This is a genomic window from Oceanobacillus sp. MO10714A (assembly GCF_037072045.1).
Classification (GTDB): Bacteria; Bacillota; Bacilli; order Bacillales; family Amphibacillaceae; genus Oceanobacillus; species Oceanobacillus indicireducens.
This window is the reverse complement of the sequence record NZ_JAXHDC010000038.1, coordinates 1-19,690: the sequence shown is the minus strand read 5'-3', so window position 1 is coordinate 19,690 and position 19,690 is coordinate 1. Positions and strand designations below refer to the sequence as shown.

At 38.6% G+C, this 19,690-nt stretch carries 16 protein-coding genes and 1 pseudogene; 5 read left to right on the top strand and 12 right to left on the bottom strand.

The window, feature by feature from the left end; genetic code table 11:
* The first annotated feature begins 3 nt into the window (after positions 1-3).
* Positions 4-1,167, top strand: coding sequence for an N-methyl-L-tryptophan oxidase (solA, locus tag SPD53_RS15295; protein WP_336253076.1), 1,164 nt, complete (start codon positions 4-6; stop codon positions 1,165-1,167).
* Positions 1,168-1,450: 283 nt separating this feature from the next.
* On the opposite strand, the gene SPD53_RS15290 is transcribed toward solA, so the two are convergent.
* The 5 genes from SPD53_RS15290 to SPD53_RS15270 all read right to left on the bottom strand — a co-directional run bounded on the left by SPD53_RS15290 (position 1,451) and on the right by SPD53_RS15270 (position 7,621).
* Positions 1,451-3,124 (bottom strand): heparinase II/III domain-containing protein, encoded by a 1,674-nt coding sequence (locus SPD53_RS15290; protein ID WP_336253075.1) that lies wholly within the window; start codon positions 3,122-3,124, stop codon positions 1,451-1,453.
* Positions 3,125-3,662: 538 nt separating this feature from the next.
* Positions 3,663-4,760, bottom strand: coding sequence for an ABC transporter ATP-binding protein (locus SPD53_RS15285; protein WP_336253074.1), 1,098 nt, complete (start codon positions 4,758-4,760; stop codon positions 3,663-3,665).
* Positions 4,761-4,890: 130 nt separating this feature from the next.
* The gene (locus SPD53_RS15280; RefSeq protein WP_336253073.1) at positions 4,891-5,769 is read right to left on the bottom strand and encodes a PucR family transcriptional regulator; all 879 of its coding nucleotides are present in this window, start codon (positions 5,767-5,769) and stop codon (positions 4,891-4,893) included.
* A 143-nt stretch (positions 5,770-5,912) separates the two neighbouring features.
* Positions 5,913-6,161: a DNA alkylation repair protein gene (locus SPD53_RS15275; protein ID WP_156856388.1), complete on the bottom strand. Its 249-nt coding sequence runs from the start codon at positions 6,159-6,161 to the stop codon at positions 5,913-5,915.
* A gap of 116 nt (positions 6,162-6,277) precedes the next feature.
* On the bottom strand, positions 6,278-7,621 hold the full coding sequence (locus SPD53_RS15270) for a sodium-dependent transporter (protein ID WP_336253072.1): 1,344 nt from the start codon (positions 7,619-7,621) through the stop codon (positions 6,278-6,280).
* A 268-nt stretch (positions 7,622-7,889) separates the two neighbouring features.
* On the opposite strand from SPD53_RS15270, the gene SPD53_RS15265 reads away from it, so the two are divergent.
* Positions 7,890-9,197: a S8 family serine peptidase gene (locus SPD53_RS15265; RefSeq protein ID WP_336253071.1), complete on the top strand. Its 1,308-nt coding sequence runs from the start codon at positions 7,890-7,892 to the stop codon at positions 9,195-9,197.
* 296 nt (positions 9,198-9,493) lie between these two features.
* Here the strand turns inward: SPD53_RS15265 and SPD53_RS15260 are convergent, their stop codons facing one another.
* From SPD53_RS15260 to SPD53_RS15240, 5 genes are all read right to left on the bottom strand, one after another.
* The gene (locus SPD53_RS15260) at positions 9,494-9,787 is read right to left on the bottom strand and encodes a helix-turn-helix domain-containing protein (RefSeq protein ID WP_156856391.1); all 294 of its coding nucleotides are present in this window, start codon (positions 9,785-9,787) and stop codon (positions 9,494-9,496) included.
* Positions 9,784-9,957 (bottom strand): YvrJ family protein, encoded by a 174-nt coding sequence (locus tag SPD53_RS15255; RefSeq protein WP_156856392.1) that lies wholly within the window; start codon positions 9,955-9,957, stop codon positions 9,784-9,786. Before SPD53_RS15255 ends, SPD53_RS15260 begins: the two co-directional genes overlap by 4 nt.
* Positions 9,954-10,589, bottom strand: a complete 636-nt coding sequence (locus SPD53_RS15250; protein WP_156856393.1) for a sigma factor-like helix-turn-helix DNA-binding protein — start codon at positions 10,587-10,589, stop codon at positions 9,954-9,956. Before SPD53_RS15250 ends, SPD53_RS15255 begins: the two co-directional genes overlap by 4 nt.
* 478 nt (positions 10,590-11,067) lie before the next feature.
* On the bottom strand, positions 11,068-13,026 hold the full coding sequence (locus tag SPD53_RS15245; RefSeq protein ID WP_336253070.1) for a TRAP transporter permease: 1,959 nt from the start codon (positions 13,024-13,026) through the stop codon (positions 11,068-11,070).
* A gap of 81 nt (positions 13,027-13,107) precedes the next feature.
* Positions 13,108-14,064: a TAXI family TRAP transporter solute-binding subunit gene (locus SPD53_RS15240; protein WP_188856210.1), complete on the bottom strand. Its 957-nt coding sequence runs from the start codon at positions 14,062-14,064 to the stop codon at positions 13,108-13,110.
* A gap of 273 nt (positions 14,065-14,337) precedes the next feature.
* Here SPD53_RS15240 and SPD53_RS15235 point away from each other — a divergent pair, with 273 nt between their 5' ends.
* Complete coding sequence (locus SPD53_RS15235; protein ID WP_336253069.1) at positions 14,338-15,516, top strand: aminotransferase class I/II-fold pyridoxal phosphate-dependent enzyme; 1,179 nt, start codon at positions 14,338-14,340, stop codon at positions 15,514-15,516.
* Positions 15,517-15,716: 200 nt separating this feature from the next.
* Here the strand turns inward: SPD53_RS15235 and SPD53_RS19900 are convergent.
* Both SPD53_RS19900 and SPD53_RS15220 read right to left on the bottom strand, forming a co-directional pair.
* Positions 15,717-16,226: pseudogene (locus tag SPD53_RS19900) on the bottom strand (transposase); the annotation flags it as partial.
* 228 nt (positions 16,227-16,454) lie between these two features.
* Positions 16,455-17,252 carry a MurR/RpiR family transcriptional regulator gene (locus tag SPD53_RS15220; RefSeq protein ID WP_198042624.1) on the bottom strand — a complete coding sequence of 266 codons (798 nt, stop codon included), beginning with the start codon at positions 17,250-17,252 and terminating at the stop codon, positions 16,455-16,457.
* A gap of 123 nt (positions 17,253-17,375) precedes the next feature.
* Here SPD53_RS15220 and ptsG point away from each other — a divergent pair, with 123 nt between their 5' ends.
* Positions 17,376-18,926, top strand: a complete 1,551-nt coding sequence (ptsG, locus tag SPD53_RS15215) for a glucose-specific PTS transporter subunit IIBC (protein ID WP_156856401.1) — start codon at positions 17,376-17,378, stop codon at positions 18,924-18,926.
* 6 nt (positions 18,927-18,932) lie between these two features.
* The gene (locus tag SPD53_RS15210) at positions 18,933-19,619 is read left to right on the top strand and encodes an N-acetylmannosamine-6-phosphate 2-epimerase (RefSeq protein ID WP_156856402.1); all 687 of its coding nucleotides are present in this window, start codon (positions 18,933-18,935) and stop codon (positions 19,617-19,619) included.
* Positions 19,620-19,690: the final 71 nt, after the last annotated feature.

The following is a 19,690-nucleotide window of genomic DNA, read 5'->3' as shown; positions in this document are numbered from 1 at the left end:
TTCATGAAAGAAATTTATGATGTCATTATAGCTGGAGCAGGATCAATGGGGATGGCTGCTGGATATTATTTAGCGCGTCAAGGGGTAAAGGTTTTACTGATTGATGCATATGATCCGCCGCATGACCAAGGAAGCCATTACGGGGAAACACGAATTATCCGTCATGCATATGGCGAGGGAAGGGAATATGTTCCGCTTACTCTCCGTTCCCAAGAATTGTGGGAAGAACTGGAGAGAAAAAGTCACTTGAAAATATTCACTCGGGCAGGTGCAATGGGATTCGGACCAAAAGGCAATGCACCATTTATTGATGAAGCAATAGCGAGTGGGAAAGAACATAACTTGAATATAGATTTTCTTAGTAGCGCTGAAATCAAGGAACGGTTTCCGGGGCTTAATCTACCAGATGATTATATCGGGTTTTATGAGGAAAATTCTGGGTTTTTATTTAGTGAGAATTGTATCACTGCATATAAGGAGTTGGCTGTTCATCACGGTGCGAAACTATCCTTTCAAAATCCAGTAATAGATATAGAGACAAGTGATAAGTCGGTGAAAGTTATAACGGAAAACGCTACGTTCACTGGAAAAAAGCTGATTATTAGTGCAGGTGCTTGGAGTGGAACGTTATCGAAAAAAGTAGGCTTAAAGCTTCCATTAAAGACAACTCGCCAACCGATCGCGTGGTTTGAAGCGAATGAAGCGTTATTTAGTTTGAACAACTTTCCAACATTTGCGGCGGAAGTAACTTCTAATGATTCAAGCGCGATGTACTATGGTTTCCCGTCTTTTGGTGGGTGTGGCTTGAAAATTGGGCGTCACGATTTTGAAGAAGAAATTGATCCGTCTACGATGAACCGTGAATTTGGTTCGAATATTAGTGATGAAGGTCATTTACGGAAGTTCTTGGATGAATTTATGCCCGAGGCTTCTGGGGAATTAAAGAAAGCGGCGATTTGTATTTATACGCGAACGCCTGACGGACATTTTATTATCGATCAGCATCCTAAACATTCTCATGTATTGATAGCGACAGGATTCTCTGGTCATGGATTTAAATTCGCTAGTGTAGTAGGAGAAATCCTATCCCAACTAGCTATTACCGGAGAAACGGAACATGATATATCGCTATTTAAGATGGATCGATTCGGCGATCTTACCTTTTGATGTGACTGTTTTTTCGAGTGAGACGATTTGGATGATATCGAATAAGATGGTAATAAAAGAGTTTTGATTTCTAGTTTAGAGATCAGAGACTCTTTTGTTTTACCTTGCAGTACAACTTTGCTTCAAGAAAGGTCATAGTGTTACCGTAAAGATATTTTTCCAAAGGTATCCATCCTTTCTGAGAATGTAATCCCGCTAAAATAAGAAAAAAGCGGAAAGCTATACGCTATTCCACTTCCCTTCATAAATTTTTATGTGCATTCTAGTTGTTTCACGATTGTAATTAAAAAGCTATGTCTAGTTTTTTTCCATCTTTATTTAAAGTTAGGATTTTAGAAGTTTCATCAAATGTGACGCCTTGTATGGATTGTTCATTTCCGAAACTAATCATCGTCAGATAATTCACGTTCTCACCCGTTTTTGAAAACTCCAATTGTGATATATCGATTAATTCATTGAAACGTTCGGACATGATTGCTCTCGGTTCAGTTCGATCCGCTTGGAAACTCGTAACGGAACTTGTTCCGAGCAGTTGCTCGATTTCAATGATATCGGCACCTGATTTTATTTTTGCGTAATTATCTTTTGTCTCAAGGATTTCAATATGTGGGGCAAGGTTGTACAATTGTAAAAATTTCTGTTCTTCGTCACTTACAGCTTGGTCGAAAATAATTATGACATCCGGCTTGAAAAAGATAAGTGTCCGCTTTAGTTTCGCTCCGTTATATGCTTTATTTTCCCCTTGAATTAGTTCATAGTGTAACGTTTTGTGATAACCGGTTATTTTAATTTTATCGCGGTAGACTAGCGGATCGCCTAATTTATATTCTTTTCCATCGATTGCAAGGGTGTTGTGTGCAATTGGGGAAAGGACGTATTGTCTGATCTTATCACTTTTAACATAATTATATTTTCCCGAATCAACGAAAATGTCTTTGCCATTATAAAACAGGTTGAACGATAAATCATCGAAATGTTTATGAGTCTTACTCCCATAACCACAGATAAAAGATAGCCAAGTTGATCTTTCTGGCTCCTCATGCTCATCTTGAAGGATTGCAATACCCGCTTCTTCATCAATGAAGGAATCAAATTTCTTTTTCTTCCGTTTTAAATGACCGGAAGAGGTGTCTCCAATGGTCGGGACTTTTAGGTTTGGCTTTAAAAAATAGTGAAAATAATCATCCGCTTGCTCTAATCTTTCTACGATGTCCTTTCCGAGGGTCAAATTATTTTTTACCAAGAAGCTTTCGACGGATTGAATAAGCCTCATCACCATACTATGATAGTCCGGCGAATTCTCTAAATGGACATTTTTGTAACTGAAATCTCTATTGAAAGCTTCCCTGACTCTATAAATTGCTTTCTCTTTCCAGTGTTCTGCTTCTGGATATTCGGACAAAACTAATGCAATCGATAGTAAAGCCCTGTCGACCATGATTCCATGGTTATTTTTCCGATAATTTTGGTCATCATTTAAAAATCTAGCATGCTTCAAGAGAAGATTATAGATCAGTTCCTCATCTATTTTTATTACATCTACAGCGGAAGTGTATAGATAAATAATTGCTAACGCACGCGTTGCCGTTGCGTGATCACTCCAGCGGGAACGGTAATTTTCCTTTGGATGGGCTTCGTCGTGTTTAGCCCAATCTTGTAAAATTTCATAAGCTTTTTTTAATGATTTTTTGTCTTTCTTTTTCTCGTAATGATTACAAAGATGATGAATGGTTTCCAACGAATGAAGATAAAGTTGATAAGTATTTGCACCCGACTGGTGCTGATAGTTCCAGTCAATTCCTTTTTTAAAATCAAGAACTTCTAAAGATTTTATAAGAAAGTACTGCCCTTCAAACAAACCTTCGACAATTTTATCTGTGTCTTTTGTGTAGTTAGTTTTCTTGATTGGTTCAATTATATTTAATGTAGGTTGCACGCTTTTCTTAAAAGGCCACAAAAAGATCCCTCCCCTATGTATAATGTAGTAATCTAAGTTTAATTGATATAAAGATAATAATCCATTCCAACCAATAAAACCTAAACATAAATTAACAAACGGATCCCAGTTCATTTCTTTGCAAAAAAAGATTGACAAGAATTCTTTAAGATGGTATTATAGTAAATCGAGTAACAAATAAGCGCTCTGGCATTCTACAATGTTTTTGAAGATGCTTATTCAAACTGGAGCGACTAAGGGGTCGCAAGGACGCAAGAGCAGGTAGGGCTTGCGTTGCTTAAGTTAGAGAACACCCAGTGGAACACGTACCGCGGTTAAGTGAAATTCTTGAATTAACACGATGATTCATGCTGCGTTTTGAAAAAATCACCCAATAATTAAAACGAAAAAGAAGAATTTCCCACCCGAGATATTCGGGATATAAAATATTAAAAATAAGCTTATATGTTACTGAAAGATAAAAGGGATACTCCTTAAAGAGGGGTATCCCTTTTCCCATGGAGAAATAAGGTTGAACCATTTGACTAAAAGAAGTAACTTAATAAATTCTCTCTTCCGTCACCGCATCAAAGAAATGTGCTTTATTCATCTCAAAACCTAATTTCACGGTATCTCCAGCTTTAACATCAGAACGGGAGTCGACTCGGGCAATAAAGCTTTGATCCGCGACTTTCGAGTAAAGGAACGTCTCTGCACCATTCAGTTCGGCAACTTCAATGCCAGCAGATATCGTAGACTCTAGATTTGCCTCTAGAAAGACAAGTTCATCTTTAATATCTTCCGGGCGAACACCGAGAATGACTTCTTTATCAAGGTAGCCATTATCCTTTAATGGTTTCAGCTTGCCTTCAGGAATTTTTATTTTCACGTCCCCCATGGTAAAGTAAGAATCCTTCACGATGCCTGTAAAGAAGTTCATTGCTGGTGAGCCGATGAAGCCACCGACGAATACGTTATTAGGGTTCTTATACACTTCTTCAGGAGAACCGATTTGCTGGATTTCTCCATCCTTCATAACAACGAGACGGGTAGCCATCGTCATTGCTTCCGTCTGGTCGTGTGTCACGTAAATAGTAGTTGATTGCAGACGCCTGTGCAACTTTTGAATTTCTGTACGCATCTGGACACGTAATTTAGCATCAAGGTTTGATAAAGGTTCGTCCATGAGAAACACTTTCGGATCGCGGACAATGGCTCGTCCTAATGCAACACGCTGTCGCTGACCACCAGAAAGTGCTTTAGGTTTACGAGTTAAGTATTCCTCCAAGCCTAAAATTTTAGCTGCTTCATTTACGCGCATATCGATTTCCGCCTTCTTAAATTTCCGCAGTTTTAATCCAAATGCCATATTATCGTATACACTCATATGCGGATAGAGGGCGTAGTTTTGGAAAACCATTGCAATATCACGGTCTTTTGGAGAAACATCGTTCATCCGCTTATTATCAATGTACAGGTTTCCTTCCGTGATTTCCTCTAGACCTGCAATCATTCGTAGTGTAGTAGATTTACCGCAGCCGGATGGCCCAACGAATACGATAAACTCCTTATCTTCAATATGCAGGTTAAAGTCTTTAACCGCTACGACCTCTTTATCATACTTCTTTTGAATATTTTCTAATACGAGTTCAGCCATTATGAGATCCTCCTTCAAATATATGAAAACGTTTTATTCGCTGATTTCATTATAGTGGAGAACGATTACTCATTAAATGGTAAACGTGCACAAAGCTTTGGACATGTTTTAGGCAACTTTACAAATGGATTCACTTGATCAATAAAGCCAGGTAAACAGTTAGTGCATGATGGAAATTTCGGATATCGAGACCCGTTTTTTCCTTGAACTTTTCAATTCGGTATTGAAAACTGTTACGGTGCATATATAGCTTCTTAGCCGCTACCGAAACATTTAAATTGCTTTTCAGAAAAACTTCCATCATCTTTAGGAACCCCTTATCGTGTTGAAATTCCTGTGGGATGAGCTGCTGTAGATCGTCTCTTAAATTCGGTGTTAATTGATCGATAAGCATGTAAGGAATTGCTTCTATATAAGAAATCACATTATGCTCCGAGTAGGAGAAGACAATGCTTGCTTGAGAAGTTAAATGATTATAATAATGTTTCGCTTGTCGAGGTTCTGTAAGATATGGACTCACGAAAAAGCGGATTTTTATGTATAGATCGCTCATTAAAATGTCGATGATTTCCTCTAATGAAATATCTTCTTCATAGTCGGTGAGCTTTTTATCAACAATGACTCCTTCCGTTTCACTTTCCCATAGGATAATCATCTCTTTTTCAAATAATTGATTAAGGGCGTCCTTGAAGTCTGCTGGTTGTAGTTGATCTGGCGGGATTTGGAAAAAGATTAGGCGAAACATGTTTTCTATTTCCGGTAGCTCACCGTCAGCTTGAATGTATTGTTGCCATAACTTTTCTGCTTTCGTCATAGGCGGAAAATTATGTTGGTACGGTTTTAGAAACATATGTAATAAAGCGGAATCCTTTTCAGTGATTTCGGACGGATCGATACTGATAATTTGGCCATTCTCTGCAATAAACCATGTCAGTTCATCATCGATTTCCGTTGGTGTTTTTTTATAAGATTGTAAGGAAGGAAAATGTTTTTTTAATTGTTGGAGCATGGGATAGACCTCCTAGTTGAGGAGTTAGACACCTCAAAAAAATGGTAAACCATATCATAATATAGTTTACCATTTTTCTGTTGGAGGTGTTTGGCGGAAGAATATATTCTTGCAAAATTTGAGTTCTGCCAGACACCAAATACTCAATTCCCATCATACTCCGCAAACTGTTCAAACATCTTTTCATTTTCAATTAATCCACATACCCCGCACTGAATTCTGTATTGCGGTCCATTATAAGCTTGGTGAAAAAGAAGCGTATCTTCACTCGTATATTCTTCTAAGATTTCACCCGTTTTTGCATCGAGTTTGACGGGAGTTGCGGTCTGTTCGATCAGGTTAAAGCGCGATCTGTTTGTTTTGCAATTTGGACACCGGTATGGTTTATTCATGCTGCACCTCCGTATATTTGTATCAATCTATGCCTTTTTATTTTGACTATTTATACAGTTACTATACGGAAATACGGCGATAAAATTTAGAAAGTGGCATGTATTGCTTCGCGGGCTTACCAGATTTCAAGTACATCGAGCATGACGAAAATAATCAACGCTGGAACGATGTAGCGAACGAGGAAGAACCAAGCTTGGAAGATGCCGTACATTAAGTTGCTGCCCCGTTTTAATTCTTCGTACATCGCTGATTTTTTCATTTTAACAGACACGAAAATTGCGATGAATAATGCTCCCGTTGGCAGTAAAATATTACTCACGGTGTAATCAGCTAAGTCAAAGATTGATTTGCCGAATAACGAAACATCACTCAAAATACCGAAAGAGAGTGCAGACGGCACACCGAAGAGAAAGATTGCTAATCCGACAATCCAGGCCCATTTTTTCCTTTTTACAGGGTCGCCTTTGGAAATGACGGCTACAATAATTTCCAGCATGGAAAAAGCCGATGTTAAGGTCGCAAATAAAAAGACTATGAGAAACGCTGCGAAAAACAGCATCCCGGCTGGCATTTGACTGAATATCGTAGGAAGCACATTAAATAAAAGGGTCGGCCCTGCATCCGGCTCCATTCCAAACGAGAATACTGCAGGAAATATCACAAGACCCGACAAGAGAACAACCATTATATTCATAAGGACAATCGATACAGCGGAACTTGGCAGACTCTGGTCTTTTGACAAATAAGCACTGTATGTAATCATGACGGAAACACCGACACTTAACGTGAAGAAGGATTGTCCCATCGCTTCAAGAATTGTGCTTGATGTCACTTTTGATAAATCAGGTTGAAATAGAAAAGCAACACCTGCAGAAGCCCCATCAAGGGTGACCGAGCGAATTACGAGAATGACGAAAAGGATCGCAAGTGCTGGCATCATGATTTTATTTGTTTGCTCAATTCCATTTTGTACGCCTCTACTAATAACGAAAATGGTAATGATGATAAATATCAGTTGCGCACCGATACTTATCGCTGGATTCGCTATTGTATTTGCGAACAGCTCTGCATATTGAACTTCATTTAAACCGGTTAATCCTCCAGTCACGACTTTCCATAGATATGTAATGATCCAACCGCCAATAACACTGTAGAAGGAAAGTAAAATAAAAACACTGATCATGCCAAGAATTCCGATAAAATACCATTTTGTTCTGGGAGCGATTACTTGGAAAGAACGAACGGCATCTTGCTGTGCTGTTCTACCTATCGTAAATTCGGCTAACAGTAAGGGAAGGCCGAGTATAACGGTAAACAAAAGAAAAATAATGAGAAATGCGCCACCGCCATTTTGTCCTGCGATGTATGGGAATTTCCAAATGGCACCAAGGCCAATTGCGGCTCCTGCGGCCGATAAAATAAATCCTATCCTGGATGAAAATTGCTCTTGCTGATCCAAATAAAACTTCCTCTCATGTAGAATATCTATACCATTTTCTATTATCTAGAGGGAAATGTCAAAGGAGTACTAAGTTACCTGGCATTCCTTAGGTTGTTTCGAAAACCTGCAACTATTTACCGGAGGAGCGTATTTTAGAATAAGATCATTTAATTTTAGTTGTGCGTTGTTATTTAGAACGAAAGGGTGCCCTTATAGTCAATAAGGGTGCCCCAATTTAAAGTTTGACTATTGGTGAGGGATAGGTTTATAACAAAGGAGGAATAACATGAGCAATCAAAAAAAGGTATGGTATGAAAATGCAGAGTCTAAACTAGATCCAGGCTTAGTGGAACATTTACGGGATATTCAAAAAGTAAACCTGAAATTGACGAATAGCAATGAGATTCCCATTATCCTTTATCTGAAAAAGAATTGCCAGCAGGATAAAAAAGATGACCTCCTCAAAATATGTAACAAGGATTCTCCTAACAAACTAAGTAAAGGATTACCCAGTATTAACGGATTAAAAGGCCATTTAACACCTGATAAAATCAAACAGATTAAGGATCATGAAGCGGTAGAACGGATTTTTTACGACCGGATTGTAACATCTTTTCTGGATATCGCCAGTGAACAAATAGGTGCGATTCAGGTGCGAGAGCAGTTAGGTTTAACAGGGAAAGGGATTGCCATTGCTGTGATTGATACAGGTGTCCATCCACATGACGACCTTGTTCAACCCTCAAATAGAATAATAGCTTTCCATGATTTTATAAATGGGAAAGAAGATCCATATGACGATAATGGGCATGGAACACACTGCGCAGGAAATGCTGCTGGAAATGGCAGTCTTTCTAATGGGAAATATACGGGTCCTGCATCAGAAGCTTCGATCATTGGATTAAAAGTGTTAGATAAACAAGGTGAAGGCAGGCTGTCAACGATTATTGAAAGTCTGGAATGGTGTATGGAACATAAAGAAGAGCATCGTATTCGAATTATCTCCCTTTCACTCGGAGCTCCTGCCTACGAGTCTTTCAGGGATGATCCGTTGTGTTTAGCTGCTCAAGTTGCTTGGCATCAAGGAATCGTTGTATGTGCCGCTGCTGGAAATAATGGTCCTGATCAAACAACAATCAGTACGCCAGCAATTGATCCGTTCATTATAACGGTGGGATCAACAGATGATCAGAACACATTAGACCGGGCAGACGATCGAATAGCCGATTATTCCAGTAGAGGACCTACAATTGATTCGTTCGTCAAGCCTGACATTTATGCACCAGGAACCAATATTGTATCGCTGCTTGCACCAGGCTCAAGCATCGAAACGGAATTGCCAGAGATGATTAGGGATGAGAAATATATTGAGTTATCAGGTACATCGATGGCAACCCCAATTTGCGCAGGAGTCATTGCTCTTATGCTTGAAGCGAATCCGGATCTTAGTCCAAATGATGTAAAGAGCATTCTGAAAGCTACTGCCCACCCGATTCTCGATGATATATGGGGATATATTGACGCGGAACGTGCCGTAGAAATGGCGAAAAACCACCGATTACACTCTTCAACAGGAGTTGTTCAGGAAGGATAAATTTTAAATAAAGGGAGGACAATACGTTCTCCCTTTTTCATTGGTTTAGGAATGACTCGAGAGAATATTCCTGATCTATTAGAATGCGACTTGAGCATGTACAACAATTGACGATAAGAGTAGAAAGCAAGAGAAACAAAGAAGCATGGGGCATTCATCTCCACTTGAAGAATGCTTGAGGAGATTTGCTTTATGTAGCCGTTCCCTGGAAGATGAAAGGGAACGGGACTTAGTGGCTGATGACAAACGAATTTAATAACCCTATGATTATATAGAATTTGTATCCTATCCCCCTATCATGAATTTTTAACTGGATGATCAGAATTTTCTTTTGCTGTCTGTTCAACTACATGCAGTTCTTTTAGTCGATTGGTAAATTCCCAAAAACCGTACGTATTATTGTAGTCATACTTCCTAATGATTTCTATTACTCTAATTTTTAGTTCTTGATATAAATCGACTTGTTCCTGTGGTGAGGTTTCTTTTAATGAAGCTCTGATTTTAGGTTCGAATAGGGTAAGAACAATTTCTAATGATTCGGCATCATTATACTTTTGCACTTTTTTCGTTAGATCAATGAGACTCGTCATGAAAGATCCCTCCTTAATTTGTTGATTGTATCTGATAAATCTTTAGAGTGTTTTTCCAAACGTTCCATCCTGATTTCATAGCGTATTAATAAAAACAAAGCCACGATGACGGGGAATCCAACATTTTCTACCATATCAATCAAACCGGAGAGAGCAGAGATATCAATCATGTTTTATCCTCCTCTGCCAATAGTTGTTTTCTTAGCTCCCTTAAAGCTCTGTTTCTCGTCTTGGAAATGGATTGCTGGGATACACCTTCTTTAGCGGCAATTTCTGTATCAGACATCTTGAAAAGATACGCTTGATTTAAAATTTGTTTCTGCCTAGAAGTAAGGGAAGAAAAAGCTTGAAAAAGAGTTGGATTTTCAAGATAGCATTGCAAATCCTGGTTATTTTCTAGCGCCGCTTCATCAACAGGGATAGCATGCTTATCTGTGATAACATCTTTGAAAGATATGCTATTCTCTGTTTCGTCATGGATTGGCTGGTCCAAAATTAGTAATTGACTTCTTCTGTACAAGTTAACCTTCTTGTCATAACGAATGGCATGTCTTCTCAATTCATTTGATAATTGACTAATTAACCTGATCTCGGCAAAATGATCTTGGAATGCCTTATCTAAAGCATTATTCGTTTCTGGCGTTGGATGGCGGATGGATTGATTTAGCAAAAAATAATTTTCCTTCTTAAGCAAAAATGACTTTATTAAACGATTCCGGAAAATTAATTCATTTTCTGCTATAAATTTATTTGCCCACATGAACTCACAATGTTTCCCATCAGAAATTGTGGTTTCTTCCATCCTTTTTTCCTCCTTTCTATATTAATAAAGGCAAAATTGATGATTATAATACAACCTTAAACAGGCTTCAATTAGTTAATTATAATAAATATTTACAATAATTTCTATAAAACCTAAAATTGCACACTTTGACGAAAAAAGTTTTATTCGGGACATTTATGCTACTTTTAGGAAAGATGGGGAGAATATAACTAAGCTTGAGGTACTAGATTGGTGAGGAAAGGGGGAGAGGATATAAAAAGTCAGTAGATTCATTCGACAATCGAGTGTGATGAATTAGGACTAATATACCTAAAAATTTTACAATTCATTGGATATTGGGGGAGATGTTTTAGGAGGTTATGTGTTGTCTTTCGTTGTTGTTAAAAAAGCTAGATAAGATGAAGGTAGTGATCACCAATTCTAGCTTTTTTTCCGTTATTTTTTTATTGTTTAATCCGTTTTTGTCAATTTGTTATTTTGGTACTTTAAAACTTTCTTATACCGACACATTCATCCCCATATTTCCATTGTCGTCCTTACGTCGTTTTTGAATGTACCAGATCCCTAATACTAAAACGAAACCGATCGTACTGCTTATTATATTTGGAACGATCAAGATAATACCGGCGATGAAAAGAATGATTCGCTCCCAAGAATAAGAATTCCGGACAAAGAAGCCGATGACTGCACTGCTAACAGCAATCATACCCAATAATGCTGTTGCAAGAGCAATGACAAGCCTTACTGGTGTAACATCTATTAGAACGAGAATTGAATCATAAACAAATATATACGGTATAATAAATGCCGCAATTGCGAGCTTCACTGCGATGACTCCGGATTTAAATGGATTCGTCCTCGCTATTCCCGCTCCAGCATATGCGGCAAGACAGACAGGTGGTGTAATATCTGCTGCAATTCCAAAATAAAAAACAAACATATGTGCAGCGATTGGAGCTACACCGAATTCAATAATAAGTGCTGGTGCTGCAATCGTTGCTGTTACCACGTAATTAGCCGTTGTCGGTAATCCCATTCCAAGAATCAGACAAGCGATCATCGTGAAAAATAGCGCTAAAAATAAATGTCCACTTGATAATGCAATAATACCGGAAGCAAATTTAGAACCGAGACCGGTGATACTGACTACTCCAGCAATAATACCAGCCGTAGCAACTGCAGCTATTACCGGTAAAGCGACACGCGCTCCTTGTTCAAGTACATGAATCGTTTGCCTAAAATTGAGCCTCGTTTCTTTTCTAACTAAACTTATCAAAAAAGCTGACAAAATCCCTAATAAAGCAGCCCGCTGTGGGGTGAACCCAATCATGACTGTGCCGATGACGATGACTAATGGTAAAAGCATATATCCATTTTTAATCATTAATTTACGGAAACTCGGGAGTTCTGACTTTGGCAGACCAACAATACCTAATCGTTTCGCCTCAAAGTGTGTTCCGATAAATATCCCTGTAAAATATAAGACAGCTGGAACTGCAGCAGCAATCATGATTGTTGCGTAGGACACGCCTAAGTATTCCATCATAATAAATGCTGCGGCTCCCATTACCGGAGGCATAATTTGTCCACCTGTTGACGCTGATGCTTCTGTTGCCGCAGCAAACTCTGGTTTAAATCCTGCCTTCTTCATCATCGGAATGGTAAAGGAACCGGAAGCGACGGTATTACCAACAGAACTTCCAGAAACCATTCCTTGCAATGCACTAGCCGCGACGGCTGCTTTTGCCGTTCCACCTGTATATCTCCCTGTTAACGCGAATGCAAGGTCATTGAAAAATTTACCAATTTTTGTTTGTACGAGGACTACACCGAAAAACAGAAAGAGGAAAATAAACTTAGCTGAAATTTGAATGGGTGTCCCGAAAACACCACTTTCCTTATACCATAAATCTGTTGCCAAGCGATCAACAGCAAAACCAGGATGAGACAAGATCTGTGTTGGTATGATATTACCAAATAAAGCATAAAGTAGCGTAACTCCAGCTACAATTACAATTGGTAAACCAACTGTACGACGGGTTGCTTCGAGTAAGAGAAAGATACCGAGTATGGAAATGATTGTATCGAGCATACTGTAGCCTGCAATCCGACTCTCGAGAACTGAATCAAAAAAGATGACTTTATGATAAGTCACATACATGGCCAAAAATGCGAGAAGAACGTCATACCATGGTACCGTCTTCTGTATTTTTTGCAGACCACTTTTTGCCGGGAAAAGCAAAAAGATAATACCAAGCGCAGTTCCTAGGTGGACAGCACCTTGCTGTTGGGATGGGAGGTTTCCAAAGTATCCTGTATATAAATGGAAAGTGGTTAAGGCAACACCTAAAAATGTTACAATCCATGCCCATTTGCCGATATTCTCCCGGAAATTACTTTCTTTATCGTATTTCTCTAAAATTTCCTTTACGTTGATTTCTTGGTTTTCTTTCATCTAATCACACCCTTACGGAGAAGCTAAACGATGAGGGACCTTCCTGGTTAAAAGATCCCCCAACATTTGCGAATGATGAAATTAAAAGTCATCAAGGCTCTCGATACCAGTACTTTCACGGGTTATAATTTGAATAACCTCTGGATAAATATGACCGATAAAAGCGGCGTTCTCAACTTTCTCTCCTTCAAAATCCGCTTCCCCATTAATTGCAGCTTGTGCTGGAACATGAACGGTCATACCAAGGTCAATATCCCCGTTACGAATTCCAACAAGGTTTTCAATCGATGCCCCAGTTTCCGTATTCGTTATATTGATGCCATCGATATGGTTATTCCAAATATTAGCCATTTCTCCTCCAAGAGGATAATAGGTGCCGCCTTGACTGCCCGTTCCTAATATAAGCTCAGGTTTCGCTTCCGTTGTATTTAATTCTGCTACAGGATTGTCTACTGTTAAGCCTTGTTCTTCATAATAACGTTTTGCACCTGGATGAATTGGTAGTCCCTCTGCCCCAAGAAGAGCATTTTCTAATGTCATATGTTCAGACTGTGCATGTGTATTTTCGTTCGCATTCTCAACCATACTTTTTGCAAGCTCATAACCAAGCTCTTCATCAATTGTATCGGTGCTTGCCATTAGAATTGCATAGGCCGTAACAGTTTCAACATCTGATTCAAGAAAATCGTACGTATCTTGTGGAATAGTGAAACGTTTGTACCCACTATTTTCCTCAATATGTGCGATCGCTTCATCCGAGAGTCCTAGCATTTTCACATCCCCAACAGATGCTTGCAGGCTTTCAATGTTACCTGCAGGCAAGCCTAAAATACCAATTGATATATCAATATTTCCATCCTGTACGCCATCTGCCGCATCACCAAATCCTTCTTGATACGCATTGTAATCACCATCACCGATCCCATATGCATCAAGAATTAAACTTGATGCCGTATTCGTCTCACTTGCTGGAGGACCAATTGCTATATTTTTCTTCCCCTCTCCACAAGCAGCAAGTATGAGTAATATACATCCCATCAACAATAAAAAATAAATTAAATTCTTTATTCTCAACTTTATCGATCCCCTTTTTCCTCTTTATTTTGTCCACATTTTAAACGTTCTTTGTTAACTCATAGAAAAGGCAAGCTATCCAAGTTATTACAAATTATGTTGGAAAGCTTAGGAGTATTACAAAACTTTGAAAAGTGGAGTTTCTAGAAGAGGATTGTTCTTTCCTTTTCTTCTAAAAAAGCGATACCTTCAATACGATAGAAATAAGAAAAGAATGACCTATTTGGGAGGTAAAAAATGATTACGATAGCGGATAGGGTGAAAAGTTTACCAGCCTACGTATTTTCCGAATTCCAACGTAAAAAAGCGGAACTCGAGAAAGAGGGAGTCGATGTTATTGATCTAGGGATTGGTGCTCCTGATTTACCTACACCCGATTTTGTTTATGAGCGGCTCGTGCTTGAGGCAAAGAATCCTGATAACCATCGTTATTCCCCGTACAGTGGCTGTTCTGAATTTAAAGAGGCGGTTGCGGAATTTTATAAAAAACAATATGCTGTTGATCTGGATCCCGATACAGAGGTTTTGGCACTAATCGGTTCGAAGGAAGGGATTGTTAATCTGTTTCAGGCGGTTTTAAACCCGGGTGACGCGGTATTTGTCCCTGATCCGGGCTATCCAGTATATCAAAAAGGGGTCCTTTTGGCTGGTGGTGAAAGTATATTATTGCCTTTAAATGAAGAAAAGGGTTATATTCCAGAGTTTGGCAGGATCTCTAAAAGGAACAAGCAACGGGCCAAACTTTTGATGTTAAATTATCCAAGCAATCCGCTAGGTGCCACTGTTGAATTAAACACGTTTCGGGAAGCAGCAACTTTTTCAAAGAATAATAAAATTTTGCTTGCGAGCGATGCGGCATATAATCTGATAACATTTGACGGTTATAAAGCTCCGAGTGTCCTGCAAGTCCCAGACGCCAAGGATTATGCAGTGGAATTTGGTTCATTATCAAAGAGCTTTAATATGGCAGGCTGGCGAATCGGCTATGTGGTTGGAAATAAGCATGTCATTCAAGCCTTGGCCACATTGAAAAGTAATATTGATTCTTCCCAGTTTCTTGCTGTACAAAAGGCGGCGGCTACAGCTTTAAAGAGTGATTTATTCGCAGTCAAGGAGCATAATGCTATTTATCAAGAGCGGATGGAAAAGCTATACACGGCGCTAAACGAATTAGGGATTTCTACAGAAAAAACGAGAGGAACCATTTTTCTTTGGGCGAAGGTTCCCACTGGATTTACGGCGAACAGTTTTGCTAACAAATTGCTAGAGGAGGCTGGAGTGATTGTTACCCCAGGAACAGCTTTTGGACCATCAGGTGAAGGCTATATTCGAATTGCTCTAACGGTTAGTAAAGAGCGATTAGATGAAGTAGTTCGTCGGTTTAGGGAACTTCGATTGAAGGAGGAGAGCCGGTAATGTCTGTCGAACATTTCAGCATGTCTGCAGCTGGGGCCATTGTAGAACTGGCTTTAATCTAAGGTTAACAGAGTCCATTAGTTACCTAAGTTGATCACTGCAGTTTTACTGCTCGAATTTGGACAAATGCCGAAAACTCGCAGTGTCAATTCACAGGATTAAAAATAGAGCGATAACAATGGCTATTACTTTTACCATTGCTATTGCTCTATTTTCGTAGACAAGCAATAAAAATTTGCTCGGAACCTTTTTTTGTGATTTTTCCTATCCCGGCACAATTTTCCGTTCATGGTGGCGTTTTCACTCAAATTCACCGCCATCAATGCAAAGGCTAATTCATTCTACACTATCTGTTTTCCTCTGACGGAAAAACGAATGAAACCCAAATTAGCCTTCAGGAAACCGAACGCTGGTTCAACGTCGATTTTACGTTTTCCATAAATTTTACCAGTTTTCTCGTCTGAAAACTTCGTTCGTATATATTCTTTTTGGGACTCCACTTTTCATTAATTTGTAGACTCTTCGGTTGTTCCCTTCTTTTGCTTTCGTGCATAAATCCCGGAGTAGACAGCCCGAACAGTCCTCACATTCGTACACTTTAAATTCACGGGTGAATCCGTACCTGTCTGTTCGTGTTTAATGATGGCTAAACCGTACTTCTCGTCCATTTGGGCCAAAAAGGTATCTTCGTCAGCATTATATTCCCAATCTTTTCTCGACTCGATTGAAGAAAATTTTTTCGAACTGCCGGAACACATTGTCGCGGATGCAGGATATGGCAGTGAACAGAGGCGTGAGGTTTACACTTTTTTTCAGTGTTAGCTCCCACGCCTTATTTTACTCGTTTAAACGTCAACATTTCTTGAATTTTGTAGAAGATCATGCTAGCAGCTATTTTCGTATCTCATAATTTAGTTTTCAGAACTCCAGCCTATTCATTAACTATATTTCTCAATGGCATCTAATGTTCGTTGACGTGCCTGCATTAAATCTTCATGATTAAGTAATTTGTAGGTTAATAAATCAAGCAGGAAGAGTCCTGGTAATTGAGAATTTATGAACTTGGCATCATCAATGTATTTATAGCTTGAGATGAGAACAACCTCGTCCGCGAGTTCGGTTAAAGCTGTTTGTTCAAAATTAGTTACGACAATAATTGTTGCGTTATTGGATTTTGCTATTTTTGCCGAATCGATAACTGGTTTAGTTTTACCAGAATTAGAGAAGCAAACGAGCAAATCATTTTCTTTCAGTAGACTGCTTTTCATTAACAGATCATGTGCATCGGTTACAGATTCTGAAGTGATTCCCATTCGATATATTCTGCTGTTGAACTCATGTGCAACCAATCCGGAGTTGCCAATTCCACAAAATAATACCTTATTTGAGTCTAAAATAAGATTTACAATTCTAGCTGTTTGTTCTTCGCTGAAAAATTGCTGGGTTGATTTGATAATCGTCTGATAATAGTTATAGACTGTATCGAATGTATGATCACTTTTCTTATTCTCTGTACTTGTGCCGATTAAGGAGTATTTCATTTGCTGAAACGTGCTGAAATCAATTTTTTTGCAAAACCTGGTTATACTAGCTGGAGATACTTGAATTTCCTCTGCTAAATCGATAATGGTTTTATCACGTATAGTAACTTTATTTGCAAGTAGATACTTTGTAATTTTTCGATCGCTTTCGGTCAGTACAGCGTTATATTTTTGAATCCTATTTTCGAAATTCAACGGCTTCATCTCCCTTCTTAACTTTAAACATTATACCATCATTGCGATTCAATATTATATTGACATAAATGAAAGCGGTTGTTAAGATGTTTATGAAAATAATTTTCCGGAGGTGTTATTTTTATGAAAAAGTTTTTCGGTAAAGCGCAGCAATTTGGGAAATCGTTTATGCTTCCAATTGCTATTCTGCCTGCAGCAGGTCTTTTGCTTGGTATCGGTGGTGCTTTATCTAATCCAAATACAGTTAGTGTTTATCCAATTTTAGACCAAAGTTGGCTTCAAGCAATTTTTACGATAATGAGTTCTGCTGGGGACATTGTGTTTGCGAATCTACCGGTTATCTTTGCGGTAGGTGTTGCCATTGGTCTCGCTAAATCAGATAAAGGTACCGCAGGGTTAGCTGCATTAATTGGTTACCTTGTCATGAATGCAACAATTAATGCTATTTTAATTATTACAGATAGCCTTGCAGCAGATAATCTTTCAGCAGTTGGGCAAGGTGTTACATTAGGAATTCAAACATTAGAGTCGGGTGTTTTTGGCGGAATTCTTGTTGGGATTATGGCAGGTATGCTGCATAATAGATTTAATAAAATTGAGTTGCCACAGTTCTTAGGATTCTTTGGAGGATCACGATTTGTTCCAATTGTAACTTCTTTTTCTGCAATTATTCTTGGAACGGTCATGTATTTTGTATGGCCGATTATTCAAAATGGTATTTTTAGCTTTGGGGATATTGTTAATGCAACAGGATATATTGGTACATTCTTCTATGGCTTTATCTTGCGTTTATTAGGCCCATTTGGACTGCATCACATTTTCTATTTACCTTTCTGGCAAACCGGCTTAGGTGGAGCGTTAGAAATTGGTGGGCAATTAATCCAGGGAACACAAAATATTTTCTTTGCGCAATTGGGTGATCCAACGACAACGAAATTCTTTGAAGGTACTTCACGTTTTATGTCTGGGCGATTTATCACGATGATGTTTGGATTATTAGGGGCAGCTTATGCCATCTATAGAACTGCGAAGCCTGAAAATAAAAAGGTTGTCGGTGGATTAATGCTTTCAGCTGGATTGACGTCCTTTTTAACGGGTATTACAGAGCCATTGGAATTCTCATTCTTATTTATCGCACCAGTGCTTTATGTGATCCATGCAATTTTTGACGGTTTAGCATTTATGCTAGCACATATTTTCCAAATAACAATCGGACAAACCTTCTCAGGAGGATTTATTGACTTTATTTTATTTGGAATATTACAAGGTCAGGCTTTAACGAACTGGATGTATGTTATCCCAATCGGAGTCATTTGGTTCTTCTTATATTTCTTTACGTTCACTTTCTTGATTAGGAAGTTTAATTTTAAAACACCTGGACGTGAAGACAAGAAGGCAGAAGATGATACGACAGTACAAACAACTCAAGGTTCCGGTGAGGAGCGACCACTTGCAATTATTCAAGCATTGGGTGGAAAAGATAACCTTGTTGATGTCGATAATTGTGCGACGAGATTGCGTGTCACGGTTAAAGATGGCGAAATGGTAGACAAGGATGCCTTACAGCAAACAGGAAGTAAAGGTGTTATTGTAAAAGGTGAAGGCGTACAAGTAATCTACGGACCACAGGTTTCTGTTATTAAAAATGAGGTTGAGGAAGAATTGGAGAAGTAATAGGAGATGACTGTTTTGAAATTACCGAGAAATTTAATTGTATCGTGTCAAGCATTAGAAGACGAACCGCTTCATTCGTCCTTTATCATGAGTAAGATGGCACTTGCTGCTGCTCAAGGTGGGGGAAAAGGAATTCGAGCCAATTCAAAAGAAGATATTATCGAAATAAAAAAAGAAGTAGATCTTCCTGTTATTGGAATTGTAAAGCGGGATTATGAAGGATCTGATGTCTATATCACTGCAACGAGTAAAGAGATTGATGAATTAATTGAAAGTGGCTGTGAAGTTATTGCAATGGACGCCACAATCAGCCAAAGACCCGAAAAAACTTTGGAGGAATTAGTTTTCTATGCAAGAGAGAAAGCACCAAATGTTGAATTGATGGCAGATATATCAACAATGGAAGAAGCTGTTATTGCTGAAAAATTAGGATTTGATTACATCGGAACGACATTACATGGTTATACCAAGCATACAAAAGGTAAGAAATTATATGATGATGATTTTGCCTTTTTAAAAGAGATACTACGTGCCGTCGATAAGCCAGTAATTGCCGAAGGAAATATTATGACACCGCAAATGCTGAAACGCGTTTTTGAATTAGGTGTATATGCGACAGTCGTCGGTGGTGCAATTACAAGGCCAAAAGATATTACTGCCCGATTTGCTCATGAAATTAAAGATATGATTTAATAGTAGATAGTGATGATCCTAAAACAAGAAAGGAAATCAGCCGTGTTTAAAAAATTATTCAAGCAAAAAAA

What these genes read in the sequence shown, in the direction of transcription:
- solA (WP_336253076.1), top strand. Translation starts at nt 4, where the DNA reads ATGAAAGAAATTTATGATGTCATTATAGCTGGAGCAGGATCAATGGGG.
- SPD53_RS15240 (WP_188856210.1), bottom strand. Translation starts at nt 14,064, where the DNA reads ATGGGATGTATATTACTCATACTTGCTGCTTGTGGAGAGGGGAAGAAA.
- SPD53_RS15210 (WP_156856402.1), top strand. Translation starts at nt 18,933, where the DNA reads ATGACTGTTTTGAAATTACCGAGAAATTTAATTGTATCGTGTCAAGCA.
- SPD53_RS15265 (WP_336253071.1), top strand. Translation starts at nt 7,890, where the DNA reads ATGAGCAATCAAAAAAAGGTATGGTATGAAAATGCAGAGTCTAAACTA.
- SPD53_RS15235 (WP_336253069.1), top strand. Translation starts at nt 14,338, where the DNA reads ATGATTACGATAGCGGATAGGGTGAAAAGTTTACCAGCCTACGTATTT.
- SPD53_RS15280 (WP_336253073.1), bottom strand. Translation starts at nt 5,769, where the DNA reads ATGCTCCAACAATTAAAAAAACATTTTCCTTCCTTACAATCTTATAAA.
- SPD53_RS15260 (WP_156856391.1), bottom strand. Translation starts at nt 9,787, where the DNA reads ATGACGAGTCTCATTGATCTAACGAAAAAAGTGCAAAAGTATAATGAT.
- SPD53_RS15255 (WP_156856392.1), bottom strand. Translation starts at nt 9,957, where the DNA reads ATGATTGATATCTCTGCTCTCTCCGGTTTGATTGATATGGTAGAAAAT.
- SPD53_RS15245 (WP_336253070.1), bottom strand. Translation starts at nt 13,026, where the DNA reads ATGAAAGAAAACCAAGAAATCAACGTAAAGGAAATTTTAGAGAAATAC.
- SPD53_RS15285 (WP_336253074.1), bottom strand. Translation starts at nt 4,760, where the DNA reads ATGGCTGAACTCGTATTAGAAAATATTCAAAAGAAGTATGATAAAGAG.
- SPD53_RS15250 (WP_156856393.1), bottom strand. Translation starts at nt 10,589, where the DNA reads ATGGAAGAAACCACAATTTCTGATGGGAAACATTGTGAGTTCATGTGG.
- ptsG (WP_156856401.1), top strand. Translation starts at nt 17,376, where the DNA reads ATGAAAAAGTTTTTCGGTAAAGCGCAGCAATTTGGGAAATCGTTTATG.
- SPD53_RS15275 (WP_156856388.1), bottom strand. Translation starts at nt 6,161, where the DNA reads ATGAATAAACCATACCGGTGTCCAAATTGCAAAACAAACAGATCGCGC.